The organism is Rhodococcus ruitaii (assembly GCF_055230935.1).
On record NZ_JBUYWC010000014.1, the window covers coordinates 113,520 to 130,657 of the forward strand.

18 protein-coding genes are annotated in these 17,138 nt (G+C 65.1%); 6 read left to right on the plus strand and 12 right to left on the minus strand.

The annotated features are described in order from the left end of the window. Positions 1-9: 9 nt before the first annotated feature. The 7 genes from ACZI8W_RS18730 to ACZI8W_RS18760 all read right to left on the minus strand — a co-directional run bounded on the left by ACZI8W_RS18730 (position 10) and on the right by ACZI8W_RS18760 (position 7,584). Positions 10-1,608, minus strand: coding sequence for an acyl-CoA carboxylase subunit beta (locus tag ACZI8W_RS18730; RefSeq protein WP_463370016.1), 1,599 nt, complete (start codon positions 1,606-1,608; stop codon positions 10-12). Next, on the minus strand, positions 1,605-2,753 hold the full coding sequence (locus ACZI8W_RS18735) for an acyl-CoA dehydrogenase family protein (protein WP_463370017.1): 1,149 nt from the start codon (positions 2,751-2,753) through the stop codon (positions 1,605-1,607). Before ACZI8W_RS18735 ends, ACZI8W_RS18730 begins: the two co-directional genes overlap by 4 nt. After that, positions 2,750-4,477: an acyclic terpene utilization AtuA family protein gene (locus ACZI8W_RS18740; protein ID WP_463370018.1), complete on the minus strand. Its 1,728-nt coding sequence runs from the start codon at positions 4,475-4,477 to the stop codon at positions 2,750-2,752. Before ACZI8W_RS18740 ends, ACZI8W_RS18735 begins: the two co-directional genes overlap by 4 nt. Next, positions 4,474-5,265: a TIGR03084 family metal-binding protein gene (locus tag ACZI8W_RS18745; RefSeq protein ID WP_463370019.1), complete on the minus strand. Its 792-nt coding sequence runs from the start codon at positions 5,263-5,265 to the stop codon at positions 4,474-4,476. Before ACZI8W_RS18745 ends, ACZI8W_RS18740 begins: the two co-directional genes overlap by 4 nt. Before the next feature lie 81 nt (positions 5,266-5,346). Next, positions 5,347-6,084: an SDR family NAD(P)-dependent oxidoreductase gene (locus ACZI8W_RS18750; protein WP_463370079.1), complete on the minus strand. Its 738-nt coding sequence runs from the start codon at positions 6,082-6,084 to the stop codon at positions 5,347-5,349. Between the two features lie 13 nt (positions 6,085-6,097). Beyond that, complete coding sequence (locus ACZI8W_RS18755; RefSeq protein ID WP_463370020.1) at positions 6,098-6,529, minus strand: nuclear transport factor 2 family protein; 432 nt, start codon at positions 6,527-6,529, stop codon at positions 6,098-6,100. Between the two features lie 128 nt (positions 6,530-6,657). Further along, on the minus strand, positions 6,658-7,584 hold the full coding sequence (locus tag ACZI8W_RS18760) for a LysR family transcriptional regulator (protein ID WP_463370021.1): 927 nt from the start codon (positions 7,582-7,584) through the stop codon (positions 6,658-6,660). A gap of 44 nt (positions 7,585-7,628) precedes the next feature. Here ACZI8W_RS18760 and ACZI8W_RS18765 point away from each other — a divergent pair, with 44 nt between their 5' ends. Beyond that, the gene (locus ACZI8W_RS18765) at positions 7,629-8,051 is read left to right on the plus strand and encodes a PaaI family thioesterase (protein ID WP_463370022.1); all 423 of its coding nucleotides are present in this window, start codon (positions 7,629-7,631) and stop codon (positions 8,049-8,051) included. On the opposite strand, the gene ACZI8W_RS18770 is transcribed toward ACZI8W_RS18765, so the two are convergent. The 4 genes from ACZI8W_RS18770 to ACZI8W_RS18785 all read right to left on the minus strand — a co-directional run bounded on the left by ACZI8W_RS18770 (position 8,043) and on the right by ACZI8W_RS18785 (position 9,952). Next, positions 8,043-8,366, minus strand: a complete 324-nt coding sequence (locus ACZI8W_RS18770; protein WP_463370023.1) for a DUF202 domain-containing protein — start codon at positions 8,364-8,366, stop codon at positions 8,043-8,045. The genes ACZI8W_RS18765 and ACZI8W_RS18770 overlap by 9 nt on opposite strands. A 6-nt stretch (positions 8,367-8,372) precedes the next feature. Further along, positions 8,373-8,741: a YidH family protein gene (locus tag ACZI8W_RS18775; RefSeq protein WP_463370024.1), complete on the minus strand. Its 369-nt coding sequence runs from the start codon at positions 8,739-8,741 to the stop codon at positions 8,373-8,375. A 49-nt stretch (positions 8,742-8,790) separates the two neighbouring features. Continuing rightward, positions 8,791-9,231 (minus strand): Rieske (2Fe-2S) protein, encoded by a 441-nt coding sequence (locus tag ACZI8W_RS18780; protein ID WP_463370025.1) that lies wholly within the window; start codon positions 9,229-9,231, stop codon positions 8,791-8,793. Between the two features lie 160 nt (positions 9,232-9,391). After that, a complete protein-coding gene (locus tag ACZI8W_RS18785; RefSeq protein ID WP_463370026.1) occupies positions 9,392-9,952 on the minus strand; it encodes a TetR/AcrR family transcriptional regulator in 561 nt (186 codons plus the stop codon). Positions 9,953-10,042: 90 nt separating this feature from the next. Here ACZI8W_RS18785 and ACZI8W_RS18790 point away from each other — a divergent pair, with 90 nt between their 5' ends. The 5 genes from ACZI8W_RS18790 (at position 10,043) to ACZI8W_RS18810 (ending at position 15,378) form a co-directional block, all read left to right on the plus strand. Beyond that, the gene (locus ACZI8W_RS18790; RefSeq protein ID WP_463370027.1) at positions 10,043-11,458 is read left to right on the plus strand and encodes an MFS transporter; all 1,416 of its coding nucleotides are present in this window, start codon (positions 10,043-10,045) and stop codon (positions 11,456-11,458) included. A 3-nt stretch (positions 11,459-11,461) separates the two neighbouring features. Then, entirely contained in the window at positions 11,462-12,829 is a 1,368-nt protein-coding gene (locus ACZI8W_RS18795; RefSeq protein WP_463370028.1) for an amidase, read from the plus strand. Positions 12,830-13,138: 309 nt separating this feature from the next. Next, entirely contained in the window at positions 13,139-13,900 is a 762-nt protein-coding gene (locus ACZI8W_RS18800) for a MerR family transcriptional regulator (protein WP_463370029.1), read from the plus strand. After that, complete coding sequence (locus ACZI8W_RS18805; protein ID WP_463370030.1) at positions 13,890-14,618, plus strand: GOLPH3/VPS74 family protein; 729 nt, start codon at positions 13,890-13,892, stop codon at positions 14,616-14,618. The genes ACZI8W_RS18800 and ACZI8W_RS18805 overlap by 11 nt, the downstream gene beginning before the upstream one ends. Positions 14,619-14,655: 37 nt before the next feature. Beyond that, a complete protein-coding gene (locus ACZI8W_RS18810) occupies positions 14,656-15,378 on the plus strand; it encodes a CPBP family intramembrane glutamic endopeptidase (RefSeq protein ID WP_463370031.1) in 723 nt (240 codons plus the stop codon). Between the two features lie 4 nt (positions 15,379-15,382). Here ACZI8W_RS18810 and ACZI8W_RS18815 read toward each other — a convergent pair whose 3' ends face one another. Next, positions 15,383-17,062: an FAD-dependent oxidoreductase gene (locus ACZI8W_RS18815; RefSeq protein WP_463370032.1), complete on the minus strand. Its 1,680-nt coding sequence runs from the start codon at positions 17,060-17,062 to the stop codon at positions 15,383-15,385. Positions 17,063-17,138: the final 76 nt, after the last annotated feature.

The following is a 17,138-nucleotide window of genomic DNA, read 5'->3' on the forward strand; positions in this document are numbered from 1 at the left end:
CTGTCTTCCTCACATCCGGAAGACGCCGAAGCCGTCGGCGCCTTCGATCGGTGCGGTGGCGATGGCCGACAAGCACATGCCCACCACCGTGCGGGTGTCGCGGGGGTCGATGATCCCGTCGTCGTACAGGCGCCCCGACAGGAACATCGGAAGCGACTCGGCCTCGATCTGATTCTCGATCGCAGCGCGCATCGCGTCGTCTGCCGCCTCGTCGAACACCTGACCGCGGCCCTCGGCAGCGGCACGGCCGACGATCGAGATGACACCGGCGAGTTGTGCGCCGCCCATCACCGCGGACCGCGCACTCGGCCACGCGAAGAGGAAGCGTGGGTCGAAGGCACGCCCGCACATCCCGTAGTGCCCCGCACCGTACGACGCACCGAGCAGGATCGAGATATGCGGCACGGTCGAGTTGGCGACCGCGTTGATCATCATCGCGCCGTGCTTGATCATCCCGCGTTCCTCGTATTCGCGGCCGACCATGTAGCCGGTAGTGTTGTGCAGGAACAACAGTGGCGTGTTCGCCCGATTGGCGAGTTGGATGAACTGGGCGGCCTTCTGCGATTCCTCGCTGAACAGGACACCGCGGGCGTTCGCGAGGATGCCGACCGGGAATCCGTGCAGTTGCGCCCATCCCGTAACGAGGGACGGCCCGTACATGGGTTTGAACTCGTCGAAGTCGGAGTCGTCGACGATCCGGGCGATGACCTCGCGTGGGTCGAACGGGCGCTTCAGGTCGGCAGGGACGATGCCGAGAAGTTCTTCGGCGTCGTAGCGAGGTTCCACCGCGTTCGCTACTGCTACGGGCCCCCGCTTGCGATGGTTGAGCCGCCGCACGATGCCACGCCCGATCCGTAGCGCGTCGGGTTCGTCGACCGCGAAGTAGTCGGCGAGCCCGGATGTGCGGGCGTGCATCTCGGCGCCACCGAGTGACTCATCGTCCGAATCCTCGCCCGTGGCCATCTTCACCAGCGGAGGCCCGGCCAAGAACACCTTCGAACGTTCCTTGATCATGACGACGTGGTCCGACATGCCCGGAACGTAGGCACCGCCCGCAGTCGAATTGCCGAAGACCAGAGCGACAGTGGGGATTCCGGCGGCGGACAACCGGGTGAGATCACGGAAGAGACGTCCACCAGGAATGAACACCTCCTTCTGCGTGGGCAGATCGGCACCACCCGATTCCACCAGGGAAATCAACGGCATCCGGTTCTGAAGAGCGATATCGTTGGCACGCAGACTCTTCCGAAGAGTCCACGGGTTGCTGGTGCCACCGCGCACGGTGGGGTCGTTGGCGACGATGACACATTCGACATCTTCGACGACACCGATACCCGTGACCACGCCGGCGCCCACGGGAAATTCGGTTCCCCAGGCTGCGAGGGGCGAAAGCTCGAGGAACGGCGAATCCGGGTCGACCAGTAGCTCGATCCGTTCCCGTGCCAGCAGCTTGCCGCGATCATGGTGCCGACGGACGTACTTCTCCCCACCACCCGCGAGCGCCTCGGCGTGCTCCGTATCCAACTGGAGAAGGTGGGCCTTCATCGCGTCGGCCGCGGCACCGAATGCTGTGGACCCGGAATCGAGGGTCGAATCCAGTGCGCTCATCCGTGGTACCCCAATCGCTTGGCAGCGAGTTCGATGAGGATCTCGCTGGTGCCACCGCCGATGCCGAGAATACGCATGTCGCGGTATTGGCGTTCCACTTCGGACTCGGCCATGTAGCCGAGCCCGCCGAACAGTTGGACCGCTTGGTGCACGACCCATTCCCCGGCCTCTACCGAGGTGTTCTTCGCGAAGCACACCTCGGTGATGAGATCCGTGTCTCCGCCGAGCACCCGCTCGACGACCGCCCGTGAATAGACCCGGGCAACGTCGATCCGACGCGTCATGTCGGACAGCGTGCGTTGCACGGCTTGCCGGGCGATCAACCGCTGGCCGAACGTCTCCCGGTCGCGGCACCACGCGACGGTGAGGTCGAGGCACCGCTGGGCGCTCGAGTAGGCTTGGGCAGCGAGAGCGATGCGCTCGGAAACGAAACCCTGCGCGATCTGGAGGAAGCCGGTGTTCTCGGCACCCACGAGGTTGGTAGCCGGCACACGAACGTCGACGAACGACAGCTCCGCCGTATCGGAGGAACGCCAGCCCATCTTGTCGAGCTTGCGGGAGACCGTGAAGCCCGCTGCACCCTTCTCGACCACCAGCAGCGAGACACCCCCAGCCCCCGGTCCTCCGGTGCGGACTGCGGTGACGACGAAATCGGCTCGGCAACCGGACGTGATGTACGTCTTCGCGCCGTTGACGATGTAGTGGTCGCCGTCGCGCACCGCGGTCGTGGTGAGATTCCCGACGTCGGAGCCGCCACCGGGTTCCGTGATCGCGAGCGACCCGATGAGCTCACCCGCGAGCGTGGGCTTCACCCATCGATCGATCTGCTGCGCGTTCCCCGCGCTGATCAGGTGGGGTAAGGCGATACCGCCGGTGAACAACGACGCGAACACACCGCCGGAAGCTCCGGCTTCGTGGAACGCCTCGCACACTGTGAGGGTGTCGGCGCCGTCTCCGCCGGAGCCACCGACCTCGTCGGGAAAGCCCACACCGAGCAGCCCGAGCGCAGCAGCTTCCTTGTGGAGCTCGCGAGGAAGTGCGCCGTCGCGTTCCCATTCGTCCAGGTACGGCAGCACATGGCGTTCCACGAAGCCGGTGACGGTCTCGCGCAGTTCACGGCGCTCGGGGGTGTTCCAGATGCTCACGTGTGGTCCTCCAGGAAGGCGATCGGAATGTCGAGATGGCGGGATCGCAACCATTCGCCGAGTCCCTTGGCCTGCGGATCGAATCGGGCGCGGGATGCCACTCCGCGACCGAGGATGCCTTCGATCACGAAGTTGACCGCGCGCAGGTTCGGCAGCAGATGGCGGGTGACGGTCAGGGGCGCCGTTTCGGGAAGAAGAGCCTTGACCGTGTCGACGGTGAGGGTATGGACCAGCCAGCACCATTCGTCGTCATCGCGCACCCACACGCCGATGTTGGCGTCACCGCCCTTGTCACCGCTTCGTGCACCGGCGATCGTCCCGAGCGGTACGCGGCGGGTGGGGCCTTCCGGCCAGGGGCTGGGCAGGCCGGGGGCATCGAGTGCGTCGAGCACGGTGGTCCGGTCGGCCGGCGGCACGTCGACTCGAGTGCCGTCCGGCAGTACTGCCACATGAGGTACCCGTGCGGCATCGACGTAGCCCGCGGCGTACACCCCGTAGGCGCCACCAGCACCGGGCGGCGCGGTCAACGACAGTCCGGGATATCCGGCGAGTGCGAATTCCACTGCAGTGGCGGTGAATCCGCGACCGACAACCTTCGGGTCAGGATCACGTACAGTGCAGCGCAACAAGGCACTCGCAGCCTCTTCGGTGTCGGCGTCGGGGTGGTCGGTGCGGGCGAGGGTCCACTCGAGTTCAGCAGGACGCGTCGACAGGTTCGCCTCGATCTGGCGTCGCATGAGGTGCGCCTTGGCTTCGATATCGAGTCCGGTGAGCACGAATTCGACCTGGTTGTGGAATCCCGCGAGCGCGTTGAGGCACACCTTGAGTGTGGGAGGGGGCACCTCGCCTCGCACCCCCGTGAGCATCACGCGGTCGGGTCCGACCTGCTCCAGGTGGACGGTGTCGATGCGTGTGGTGACATCCGGACCCGCGTATCTGCCACCCGTGACCTCGTACAGCAGTTGCGCTGTCACCGTTCCCACGGTGACAGCGCCACCGGTTCCGGGGTGTTTGGTGATCGTCGACGAGCCGTCCGCCTCGATCTCGGCGATCGGGAATCCTGGCCGGTCGAGGTTGTCGAGTTCGGTGAAGAACGCGTAGTTGCCTCCGGTCGCCTGAGTGCCGCATTCGATGACGTGTCCAGCAGCAACAGCACCCGCGAGCGCATCGAACTCGTCTCGTGTCCAGCCGAAATGAGCTGCGGCAGGACCGACGATGACGGACGCGTCGGTGACACGCCCGGTAACGACGATGTCGGCACCCGCGTTCACACAGTCGGCGATCCCCCAGGCGCCGAGATACGCGTTCGCGGTGAGCGGCGGAGGATCGGTGGTCAGACCCAATTCGCCCACGCGGGCGATGAGGTCGTCACCTTCGACGTAGGCGATGCGCGGAGCGAGACCGAGCGTACCTGCGAGATCCTGCAGTGCGGCAGCGAGACCCGCGGGGTTGAGACCGCCGGCATTCGCAACGAGGCGCACTCCCTTGTCCAGCGCGAGACCCATGCACTCCTCGGCCTGACGCAGGAAGGTCTTGGCGTAACCCGTGGCAGGGTCGTTCATGCGGTCACGACCGAGAATCAGCATGGTCAACTCGGCGAGGTAGTCGCCGGTGAGGTAGTCGAGTTCACCGCCCTCGAGCATCTCGCGCATCGCAGACAACCGGTCGCCGTAGAATCCGGAGCAGTTACCGATTCGCACCACCGCGGGTTGCTTCCGGTTCATTGCGCTCCCCCACCCTGTTCGCGTCCGGACCCTGGCGGCCCTGCAAATGCCTGCGCGATGTCGAGCCAGGCATCGGCGTCCGGGCCGTGCGCGACGAGCGCGGTGTCGGCGCGGTGCACGCGCTGGGTGACGAGTAGACAGAAGTCCTCAGCGGGCCCGGTCACCGATTGCGCGGCACCGGCCGGCCCCCACTCCCAGGTGTCACCGTCGGGTGCGGCGAGTTCGACGTGGAAGGGCTCGATCGGAACCGCACGATCGTTGATCACGAAGGCGAAGTCGCGGGTGCGGACACCGAGGTGTGCGACGTGCCGCAGGCGCTGCGTCGGCCGGGGCGCCACCCCGAGCGCAGCCGCGACATCACCTGCGTGCGCCCAGGTCTCCATGAGCCGTGCCGTCGCCATCGAGGCCGCCGACATGGGTGGTCCGTACCACGGGATCTTCACCCCGGCCGAGACCTCAGCGAGAGCACGGCCGAGGGATTCGCGACACCGACGCCAGCCGGCGAGTAACTCCTGAGGCGGCAGCGCCGCATACTCGGCGGCACCTTCGTCCACGAATGTGGCGGGATCGGTGACGTTTTCGAGTTCAGCGACGAAGGAGTCGGGGGCGTCGACCGCGGTGAGTGCCGCGCGGTCGGTCCACAGCAGGTGGCCTATCTGGTGCGCCACGGTCCATCCGGCCGCCGGGGTGGGGCGCCGCCAGTCGTCGTCGGACAGATCGGCGACGAGGGCGTCGAGGGCAGCACCTTCGGCGTGCAGATCGTCGAAGAGTTCGGACAAGTCCGCCATGCGATCAGCGTCACATGCCGCATCCATAAAATCAAGCACTCATGATTGTTTTATTCGATCGTTCTGTACTGTGGCGCCGGATCACACACCGTATCCACCGTCCACGTCGAGCTTCTGGCCGGTGACGAACCCAGCCTTCTCCGACGCCAGGAACAGCACCGCCTCCGCGATGTCCTGAGCCCTTCCGAAGCGACGCAACGGGATATTACGTTCGGCCACGTCGAGCGCCCGGGCGTCGAGATCACCGGACGAGATCAGCCGATCCGCCATGCCGTCGACGAGCATGCCGGGACCCACGCTGTTGAACCGCACACCGAACCGGCCCTCTTCCACTGCCAGCGCCCGGACCAGCGATTCGACGGCAGCTTTCGGCCCCGCAGAGAGTCCGTCTCGGACCGGATAGCGTGTCGTGGCGGCGGTCGTGACGGCGACGACCGCCCCCGCAGTACGACGCAGTTCCGGCAGAACCGCAGATGCGAGATTGAAGAACGCCTTCGCCTCACCATCGATCGCGTCACCGAATTGCGCGGGCGACACCGCGGAAAGGTGCACCATCGGAACGTGCGGACCCGCCGCGTGCACAACCACCCGAAATCCCTCGAACTGCTCGGACACAGCGCGAACCCAACGGTCGGTGGCCACGGAATCGGACAGATCGAGAGCATCCGCTCGGGTGAGTGCGCCCAGTTCCGCAAGCTCTGCGGACAGCCGTTCGGCGGCGTCCACCCGGCTGCGATAGGTGAAGGCGATGTCATGGCCGGTGGCGGCGAATTTCCGGCAGATCTCGGAACCGATCCCGCCTGTACCACCGGTCACCAGAACTGTCTCCCGTTCAGTCGACACTGATCCGCCGAGACGCCAGTTGCCAACCGTCTGCGGTATGCACGAACCGATCCCGATAGATTCCGCTCGATCGGACGGTCGGAGTGCGGCCCACACCTGTGACGAAATGCCAGTACGCCATCGATGTCGCCTCATCGTCGCCGGGAGCGACCGACACATTGGTGATCACGTGCATCGTTCCCGTACCCGGCCCCTGGAGACCGGACTCCCTACGTTCACGGGCGCCGGCGAGTGCGTCCTCCCGCCCACGCCGGATCTGAGCTGCGAGCCCGGACCCGGTATCGCCGGGGAACTCCCACACAAGATCCTCTGCCAGGAGCGCACCGTATTCCTCGAGCGTCCCGACATCAGCGGCCTGGGCGAGACGTGAGATCACGTTCGTGACGAATGTGATCCGAGCGGCTCGTTCGAGCTCGTCCACGCGTGTCCTCCTTGTGTGGTGTACTTCTGCGCACTCTGCTCTCAGCAGCGATTCCCTCTCCGTACAGGGAAGGTGCCGTGACCGTACCGAGAGGCGACCGAGCCGGGGAGCGTGATCCCGGACAGCGGTCATTCCGCCCGGCTGCCCCGAGCAGATCCGGCCTGCCTGTCCCGGACGATCAGCCGCAGGAGTTCGCCGGCGGGTCCTTCGAGCGTGCGTGGTGGCCGCCACACCGCACGTAGCACCCGCGACAGATCCAGCCCGTCCACGTCGACTATTCGCAGTTGTCCCGATGCGACGTGTTCGGAGACAGCGAACGTGCTCAGCACCGCCGGCCCCACCCCGCCGAGTGCGCTGGTGCGCACTGCGGCTCCACTGCCCAGTTCGAGCAGTGGTGCCGGCCGACGGTATTTCTGCAGCGCCAAGTCGAGTGTGCGGCGGGTACCGGACCCTTCCTCGCGCACTACCAGGGGCGTCTCGGCCAGCTCGGCCACAGTGAGTGGTCTTTCACGTCGAGCCCACGGGTGTTCGGGGGCCACCACAACCACCAGCTCGTCGTACGCAACGGCGACGCTGTGCAGTCCTGGGGGGACCACCGGGCCCTCTACGAACCCGACATCGCATTCCCCGGATTCCGTGATCTCGCATACCTGCACCGAGTTGTGCACCTGCAGCTGGATCTGCACGTCGGCACGCACCGCACGGAATCTTCCGAGCCACCGCGGAATCAGGTGTTCCGCGACGGTCATCGACGCCGCGACGACGAGTTCGGGATGATGCTCGGCACTCAACGCCGCCGCCGCGTCGAGGAGCCGTTGGGCGTCGGCGAGAGTCTCCCTGGCCCAGTGCGCCACCACCGTCCCTTCGGGTGTCAGCACGGATCCGGCACGGCCGCGGCGAACGAGTGTGGCACCGAGCTGCTTCTCGAGGCGACGCAGCGACCGTGTTGCATTGGGCTGGGCGACACCGGACGCACGCGCCGCCGAACCGAGGCTGCCGTGGTCGTCGACACCGACGAGAAGCTGCAACGCGGAGAGATCCGGCCATTCGGTCATGCCGAAACGATATGCCGGGACGACCGCTGAGGCACAATGCACCCATGTCATCATTCGGGATCGACCAGGCCCAGGAAGTCCTCGCCGCACAGCCTTTCAGCACGCTGGTGGGTGCACGTCTCACCGCCTATGGCCCCGGCGGGGTGTCGCTCGAGGTGCCACTGAAGCCCGAGTTGCTCCAGCAGTTCGGCTTTGCGCACGGCGGCGTCGTCTCGTACGCAGCCGACAACGCCATCACGTTCGCAGCAGGTACAGCACTCGGTCCGTCGATCGTCACCACCGGGTTCACTATCGACTATCTGCGCCCCGCGCAAGGAACACTGCTGCGCGCCGACTCCCACGTCGTCCACTCCACGAAGCGGCAGGCGCTGTGCAGATGCGAGATCGTCGTCGTCATCGACGACGGATCCGAGAAGGTGTGCGCCGCAGCGCAGGGCGGTGCCCGGCTGATCGAACTCTCACGCTGATCCGGCGATAAGGATCAGAAGGAGAGCAGAGCACCCGAGCACGACAACGGTGCCTGCGAGGACTACGTTGCGCCACCAGAAATAGGCGCCACTGCCCGCCAGCAACCCACGTACCCTCGCTCGGTACCCCGTCTGCGCAGTGAGCATCAGGATCACCACCGGCACCAGACATGCGAAGCCGATCGACGCGACGAGGATTCTCGGTCCTGGGACGAATCGCATGAAGCCGAGCACAAGCGCCCCGAGCACGACCTCGGTGCGTAGCCATGCAAGAGACGTTCGTTCAGGCTGCAGACCGGGATCGTCGTGCCGCACGCGTGATCACACCACGATCGCCACGGCCAGAACGACGCCTGCGACCGAGAGGGTGCCCGCGAGCAGGTAAGCCATCCAGGGAAACGGCAACGGCTGCTGCGCGCGCATTGCCTTCTCCACGCTGACCCAGCGTCCGACAGCGACCACGGAAAGCACCACAGCGAATGCCAGCAGCAAACACGCCAGTACCGTACGCAGTACGGGATCGACGATGTCGGTGGCGAACGTTTCGAGCGCGACCGCCGCAGCGATGAGCCCCAGAGCGGTCCGAATCCACGCAAGAAATGTGCGTTCGTTGGCAAGGGTGAACCGGGGATCCGGCTCGACTCCTTCGCGGAGCGCCCGAGGCCTCCGATCACGTGGTGACGAACTCACACAGCGGACTCTAGTCGCCCGCGTCCGGTTCATCGGATATCTCGACGCGTCACCCGACGACCACATCGCTGCCGCGGGCTTCTACAGGACGCGACTTCAACGGCTTCTCCGCCGGCCCCGCCACCGGGAGTCCGTCGAGCGCGAACCTACTGCCGTGGCATCGGCACACGATCAGATCGTCTTCCACCTCGGTGATGTTGCATCCCTGATGGGTACAGATCGCCACGAATGCGTGGAAGTCCCCTGCCGTCGGCTGGGTGACGACGAGCCGCTTACCCTCGAGGTACACACCGCTCCCGACGGGCACGTCGGTCACCACGGCGACGACCTCGGCATCCGGCTCGGGCGGCGCGGTCGTGGTCGCGACAGGCTCGGATACCGGGCCCTGCGACACCGATGCACCGCACGCGGTCAATGCTCCCGCTGCCACCGCGGTACCTGCGCTCGACAACACTGCTCGCCGGGAGAACGGGGTGAGGTCGCTACTCATTCGCACTGTCCATTCCGATTGCTGACACATCCCGGCTCAGGGTAGACCCGCAAGGACACCGGGGACCGCGAACGACTCAGTGCACCCCAGAGAAGACGAGATCGACTCACGAAATCCGCACTCCGCGGGCCCAGCCTGACCACTCGTGAAATCGAGGCCGTCAACCCAGATCCGCGGCCAGAAATGTGTCGACCAATCGCGTCGAATACCCGGACGGAATCCGGTCCGGGTCGAACACGATGCGATACATCATCGGCGCAACGATGTAGTCGAGAATCGCCTCCACGCTCGGTCGCCCCACCTCAGGCACTCGCCCCACTATTTCCTCTACGGCCCGCCTGGCGTACTCGACACAGAGTCCTGAATTCTCTCCGTCCTTGTCACCAGCAAGGACATCCACGATGTATCTGCGCCCCGGAGTCGATCCCATCTCGTCCAGGAACTGCTCCGCCCAGGCAGTGAGGTCGCCGCGAAGCGTTCCCGAGTCGAGCGGAGTCTCCGTCGTTTTGAAGCGGTCAGCCGCAATGTCGGACATGAGCACCGACAGATCTCCCCACCGACGGTAGATCGTCGACGGTGTCACCCCAGCCTCTGCGGCAATGACGGGAACGGTGACACCCTCTCGCGGCACCGTCCGGAGCAACTTGTGTACCGCGTCGTGTACAGCATGCTGAATGCGGGCACTTCGCCCACCTGGCCTTGATCCACCCGTTGCACTCACACACCTCACTCTAACGCGAATTATTTGCGTTTGCATCACCGGCGGCCTATCGTCCTTAAAAGCTAATTCTTCGCCTTTTGAAGGGTGCACATGACCGTCTCAGCCCAATCCACGCGTCCGTCGGCCGATTCGACATCTACGCGAAGCCACGGCAGCAACCGAGCCTTCGTCGTCGTAGCCGCCATCACGATCACCTTCCTCGCCGCATCCGCCGCACCCACTCCCCTCTACTCCCACTATCAAGTCGAGCTGTCGCTCTCAGCAGCCACAGTCACCGTGATCTTCGCGGCATATGCTGTCGCGCTGCTGATCTCACTACTCATCACAGGCAGGCTCTCCGACTTCGTGGGGCGAAAACCCGTTACGATCACAGCAATCGGAGTTCAGGTGGTCGCCATGATCGTCTTTGTCTTCGCGGACTCCGCCGGCGATCTCATCTGCGCACGACTACTCCAAGGCCTCGCAACCGGCACTGCAATGGCCGTCACCGGAGCGGCACTGTCCGACCTCAGACCCGAACGAGCACCGGTCATCGCCAGCGTGTCGCCGGTGGTTGGAATGGCCCTGGGAGCGCTGGGCGCCAGCATCCTCGTTGCGTACGCGCCAGCGCCTGACGCACTCGTGTACCTCGTATTTCTCGCGCTCTTCGTCATTCTTGCATGGGCAGCAAGTGCACTGCTTCCGGAAACCGCGCCACGCAGGCATGGAGCGCTGCACTCACTGCGACCGCAAGTATCCGTCCCACCGAGGGCTCGGACGCCGCTGATCGTGGCCGCGCCGATCTTGATCGCCGTGTGGTCACTCGGTGGGTTCTACCTCTCCCTCGGCCCGAGTCTCGCCCGCGAAATCAGCGGAATCGAATCGCCCGTGATCGGAGGACTCCTGGTGTCCGCCCTCACTTTCAGCGGAGCCGGATCGATTCTCGCACTGCGCTCTCAGCCACCTGTCAAGGTCTTCAAGATCGGCGCGCTGACGTTGATGGTGGGACTCGCAACCACACTCGTCGGCATTCTTGTGTACTCACTCTTGCCGCTGCTTCTTGGAACGGTCATTGCTGGAGTCGGCTTCGGCGCAGGCTTCCAGGGTGCAATGCGCACCATCATGCCCACTGCACGTCCCGAGGAACGAGCAGGGCTTCTCTCCACGTTCTATATCGTCAGCTACCTGTCGATGGGTCTACCCGCCATCGTCGCCGGGCTGCTGACAACACGGTGGGGAATCGAATCGACCGCGCTTGCCCTCGGATCAGTCGTCATCGCCCTTTCTGCTATTGCGCTCGGCACTGTCACGGTCACTCACCGCAGGAGTGCCGTTACCACCGAATCGCTCCCGACCGCACACGATGTTCGTCGGCACGCGAACCGAACCGGGTTGAACGTACCCACCGAGCGAGAGCAAGCAATCGCCGCGACCGCCCAATACATCTTCTCGGTCACAGATTCTTTGCGGTCGATCGAACTATCTGAAACCCCACCTGCACAAGCCTTCTCGACAGAAAGACCATAAAGTATGACGCACATTCCGGCCAACTTGACCGAGGCGAGCGCAGCAATCGCAGCGGGACACCTCACTCCCCTGGATCTACTCGACCAGTCACTGGAGTCCATCCGAACCTCTCACAGCCTCGGCGCCTTCGCCCACGTCGATGTCGACGGCGCCCGCGAGCAGGCAACCCGAAGCACTGCCGAACTCGAGCACGGCCCACGTCGCAGCATTCTGCATGGGATTCCGTTCGGTATAAAAAGCCTGATCGACATCGCCGGCGTCGAGTCGAACTCGAGTTCCGCAGTCAGAAAGGGACGGATCCCGACCCGCGACGCCGAGGTGGTCACATCGCTACGCCGTGCAGGAGCCGTCATCGTCGGTTCAACTCACAGTCACGAGTTCGCGTACGGACTCACGACCCCGACAACACGAAATCCCCATGACATACTGCGCATTCCGGGCGGATCGAGCGGTGGATCCGCTGCCGCCCTCGCATCCTCTCAAGTGCTGGGTGCGCTCGGGACCGATACGGGCGGATCGATCCGGGTGCCGGCCGCCCTCTGCGGAGTCGTCGGCCTCAAACCAACATATGGACTGGTCCCACGCACCGGAATCGCCTCGCTTTCATGGTCTCTCGATCATGTCGGCCCGATGGCCCGCACAGTGCGAGATTCAGCAGCAATTCTCTCGGTCATTTCTGGATACCACCCAGACGACACCGCCAGCGTGCGACAGGATCCCGTCCATTACCCAGATACCGTAGATTCAGGTGTCGCGGGACTCAGAGTTGGTGTACCAATCAATTTCTTCTTCGACAACGTGCAGCCTGATGTCGAGAACGCAGTGAGAGGAGCTGTCGAGCACCTTGCCCGCGGCGGCGCCACGCTCGTACCCGTGCAGATCCCGATGCCCGAGCTGTACCACCCAACTCAATGGGGATTGATGGTTCCCGAAGCCACTGCGTACCACCAGACACACATGGAAAACAGCGCCGACGACTACGGCGCTGACGTACGGATCCTGCTCGAAGCAGGCGAGCTGGTACCTGCGACAGACTACATTCGGGCACAGCGTGTTCGGACAATGATCACTAGGGAATGGAATGCGTTGTTCGAGTCGATCGAGATCTTGATCGCCCCCTCCACCCCCGCCACGGCCGCGCTTGTGGGCCAAGAAACCTTCAGCTGGACAGACGGTTCCACTGAGGCTGTATCCGACGCATACGTTCGTCTCTCGGCACCCGCGAATCTCACCGGCCGACCCGCTATCTCGATTCCGGTGGGCACCGATGCCGGCGGCCTCCCCATCGGCGCGCAGATCATCGGTACAGCATTCGGCGAACACACTGTCATCCAAGCCGCTGCCGCACTCGAAAGCGCTTACGTTACTTGATGTAGTGCCGGTCGGCTGGCAGCCTGACCGCACAGGCCCTGCCGCCGGGGCGCATCTGAGCTATCGTGGGAATCTGGGCGTGTCAGTTTCCGATGGATTCGATTCTGGTGCATAGGCTTATGCTTGGCGCGCTCGAGTTCACGCTCGTCGATGCGGCGACGAGCGGCTACCTACCGGGGGTGGCCATGGATCTCCCTCGCGGCCGGCCTCGTCGGCCTCTGTCGTAGCCGCGACTTGACTATGCCGCGGCGGCATAGTCTTCACTGAAGCCATCACGGCGCAACTCGCCGACGACGATAGGGAATCAGTATGGGGTGGAGCACACGGGAGGTGGCGCAACTCGCGGGTACCACGCTGCGGGCTGTGCGGCACTACCACGAGATCGGTCTGCTCGAAGAGCCGCCGCGGCGTGCAAACAACTACAAGGAGTACGAGGTCCGCCACCTGGTGCGCCTCATGCGCATCCGTCGTCTGTCTGCTCTGGGGCTTTCGCTCGAGCAGATCGCCGCGCTACCTGCCGGTGATGTCGACCCCGTCGACGAGTTGGATGCCATCGACGCCGACCTCGCTCAGACGATCGAGAACTTGCAGCGGATGCGCGCCGAGATCGCGGCCGTGCGTGAGCACAGAGTGAGTATCGATCTGCCAGCGGGTTTCGGGCGGGTTGCATCGGGTCTCACCGACGCCGATCGGTCTCTCATCACGGTGTACTCCAGTGTGTTCGCGGATGAAGCGATGAATGACCTGAGCGAGATGCTTCCCAGCGAGATGACCGAGCTCGATCAGCAGTTCGCAGATCTCACCGAAGACGCCGATGTCGCGTCGCGGGTGCGTCTTGCCGCCGAACTGGCGCCCGGGCTGCGCGCGCACTATGCCGAGCACCCGTGGCTCGCCGATCCAGCGCCGAACGCGGCGGTCGGCTCGAAGGCCGCCCTGCGCGACGCAGTCGATCAGGCCATGACCGAGCTCTACAACATGGCCCAGATCGAGGTGGTCTATCGCGCTCACCTGCTCGCCACCGACCAGACCGACGACCGACTTGAACGAATCGAGGACTCCGATGGACGCTGACCATCTGAAACCGGAGCCGGACGCGGCATTGCCGACGCCCGCGCCCGCGTCGCTGGCCCAAGACACCTTGCTGGTGCTGTTCGATCCGGCCTCGGGCACGGTGCGAGGCGAAGGCATGCCGCTGTCGGTGGTGCTTGCCGGTGCCGCGCTCGTCGACCTGGCCTTCGACGAACACATCACTTTGGACCAGCGCGGACTGCTGCGAGGAGACGAGGTGCGTGTCATCTCAGACGTTCCGCCAGCCGAGCCGGTGCTACGAGACGTGTGGGAACGCCTGGCGACCGGGCCCATGGAAGTGCACGGCCGTGTTGCCCAGATCGGTCCGCGGCTGCGTGCCCCACTGCTGGACGCACTGGTGCGGGACGGGCATCTGCGACGCGAGCGGCGGCGATTGCTCGGCGTCTTCCCGGCCACCGTCCTCGTCGACGGCGAGACCGGGCACCGGTCACGATTGGTGGCCGCCGTACGTGACGTGCTGGTGAACGAAGCCGAGCCCGACCGCCGTACCGCCGCGCTCGTGGCACTTCTCTCGGCGAGCGGCACGCTCCCTCAGTTCGATAAGGAAATTGGCTGGTCGAGCACAGTCGCGATGCGCGCTCAGCGGTTCCGCAAGGGCGAGTGGGGAACCGCGGTGGCGGCAGAAGCTGTCACGCGGATCGCCGCATCCCTCGTCGCCTCGTCTCTGTTCACCTCCGTCATCGCCGGTCGCGACGACTGAATCCTCTCCTCACCCGACCCATCCCTCAGGAGACCCCGTGTCGTCCTCTTCCTCCGATCTCGCCGACCCCGCCACCACGAACAAGCACCTCACTCGGCCCGGCTGGCCCGAGATCGTGGTCGGAATGGGCGTGGCCTTAGCTTTTCTTACGCTCACTCCGCTCGTCATCACTCTCGTCCCCGACGACGACTCGCAGTTGCTCGGTCTCGTGCTCATGTGCTGGTCAGTGGCCGTACCGTTCGCCGGCTTCACCGCTGCGACGCTGATCCGCATCCGCTCGTGGGGAGCGTTCGGCATCCGCCGGACGACCTGGCGTTGGATGCTGGCCGCCGTTGCGCTCGGCATCGGGGCGTTCCTCGTCAAAGGACTTGTCAACATGGCGATCATCGCCATCGTCGGTGTCGACGCGAACGCTCAGGTGCCGTACTACGACGCCGCAGAGAGCGGTCTGCTCCCGCTCATCGCGACCTTCGTGACGATCTCGCTGCTCGTGCCGCTCGGCGAAGAGTTCCTGTTCCGCGGGGTGCTCATGCGAGGGCTGCTGCGCTACGGTGCGGTGATCGCCGTTGTCGGTAGTTCCGTGGTGTTCGCACTGTTTCACGGCGTCAACATGGCACTGCCCTCCGCACTGGTGGTGGGACTGGTCGCCGCTGAGGTCGTGCGCCGCAGCGGGTCGGTGTGGCCCGCAGTGGTGATTCATGTGATCAACAACCTCGCGGCACCGGTGTTCGTCTTGCTGGGCGGTGCCGCCGCAGCGTAGGGATCTATCGCCGCGCGACTCCGATCAGCGGAAGACGGCGTCGGCGACGGCCGAGTTCGACGAGCGCCGCCCGATTCGTGATCTTGATGCGTGGCCGGCCACTCGCCCGACCCGCCGCGCGTTCGGCTGCGTCGATGGCCCGCCACCCGTTGAGATCGACGCGGTCGGGACGCCGCTCGGCCAGAAGCTTCCCGAGACTCCGACGGTCGCCCCGCGGCTCGGTCAGCCGTCCGGCGTCGAAGTCGGCGAGTAGCGCGGCCACGCTCTCTTTGGCGCACGCCTTGTTCGTGCCGATGACGCCGCTCGGCCCCCGCTTGATCCAACCCGCGACGTAGACGCCGGTCTCGACGCGCCCACCGGTGTTGGGAACGACGGCGCGTCGGTCGTCGAACGGCAGATCGGGAACGCGCACACCCCGGTATCCGATCGACCGGAGGATGAGGCCTGCGTCGATCAGTTCGGTGTCGTCGGTTACCTGGGCAACGAGCGCACCCTCCGAATTCTCTACCAGCTCGGTGCGGGCCACGCGGACGCCGTCCACCCGTCCCGAGCCGAGTAGTTCGTCGGGAGCGGCGTGGTAGCGGAAGACGATGCGCCGATTACCCTCCCTCACCTCACGCGCCGCGTATTCACGTGCGAGCTGCACCCGCATCGCCACGGCGGGGTCGTTCGCCACGGCACGTTCGCTGGCCTCGTCGAGCTCCAGAGCAGATTCGTCGACGACGACGTCCACGCCTGCCAGGTTGCCGAGCGCGAGGAACTCGGGGTTGCTGTACGCGGCCTGCGCTGGGCCTCTGCGACCGAGGAGGACGACCTCTCGGATATTGCTGTGCCGCAAAGCTTCGAGGGCGTGGTCGGCGATGTCGGTGTGCGCGAGGTCGTCGACGTCCATCGTGAGGATGCGCGCAACATCGAGCGCGACGTTGCCGTTGCCGACGATGACGGCGCGCTCACCCGACAGATCGAAGGTGCGGTCCACGTGGTCGGGATGGCCGTTGTACCAAGCCACGAATTCCGTGGCGGCGTGACTGCCCGAGAGGTCCTCGCCGGGAATGCCGAGACGGCGGTCGGCGGAGGCACCCACCGCATACACCACCGCGTGGTGGTGGTCGAGCAGCTCCGCGTGGGTGAGGTCGCGGCCGATCTCGGTGTCGAGATGCAGCGCGAAGGCGTCGCGGCGGAAGGACCATTCGAACGATTCGGTGACCGACTTCGTGCCGGGATGGTCGGGAGCAACACCGGCGCGGACCAGACCGAACGGTGTCGGCAGCCGGTCGAACATCTCGACCTCGACATCCGAACGTTCGAGCAGTTCCTGCGCCGCATAGCAGGCCGCGGGCCCGGCGCCGACCACAGCGACTCGCAGGGTTCCGCGATCCCGTGGCGCGGCGGGTGTCGGCACGAGAGGATTCCAGCCGTCCGGCATAGGGTGCGCCCGGTAGTAGTCGGCATTGATCTCGGCGAAGCGGACCTGGGACGGTTCGAGTTTGTCGTCCGGAAGGATCGCTTCGACCGGGCATGCGTCGGCACACGCACCGCAGTCGATGCAGGTCTGTGGGTCGATGTGCAGCATCTCTGCCGCCCCGAACTCACGCTCTTCGGGGGTGGGATGAATGCAGTTGACCGGGCAGACGGCGACGCAACTCGCGTCGTTGCAGCACGTCTGGGTGATGACGTAGGCCATGTCGATATCCTCCGGAGCTGGGCAACCAAGTTTCATGTAACACTTAGTAACAGTTACATAGACTGTAGCCGCGTCT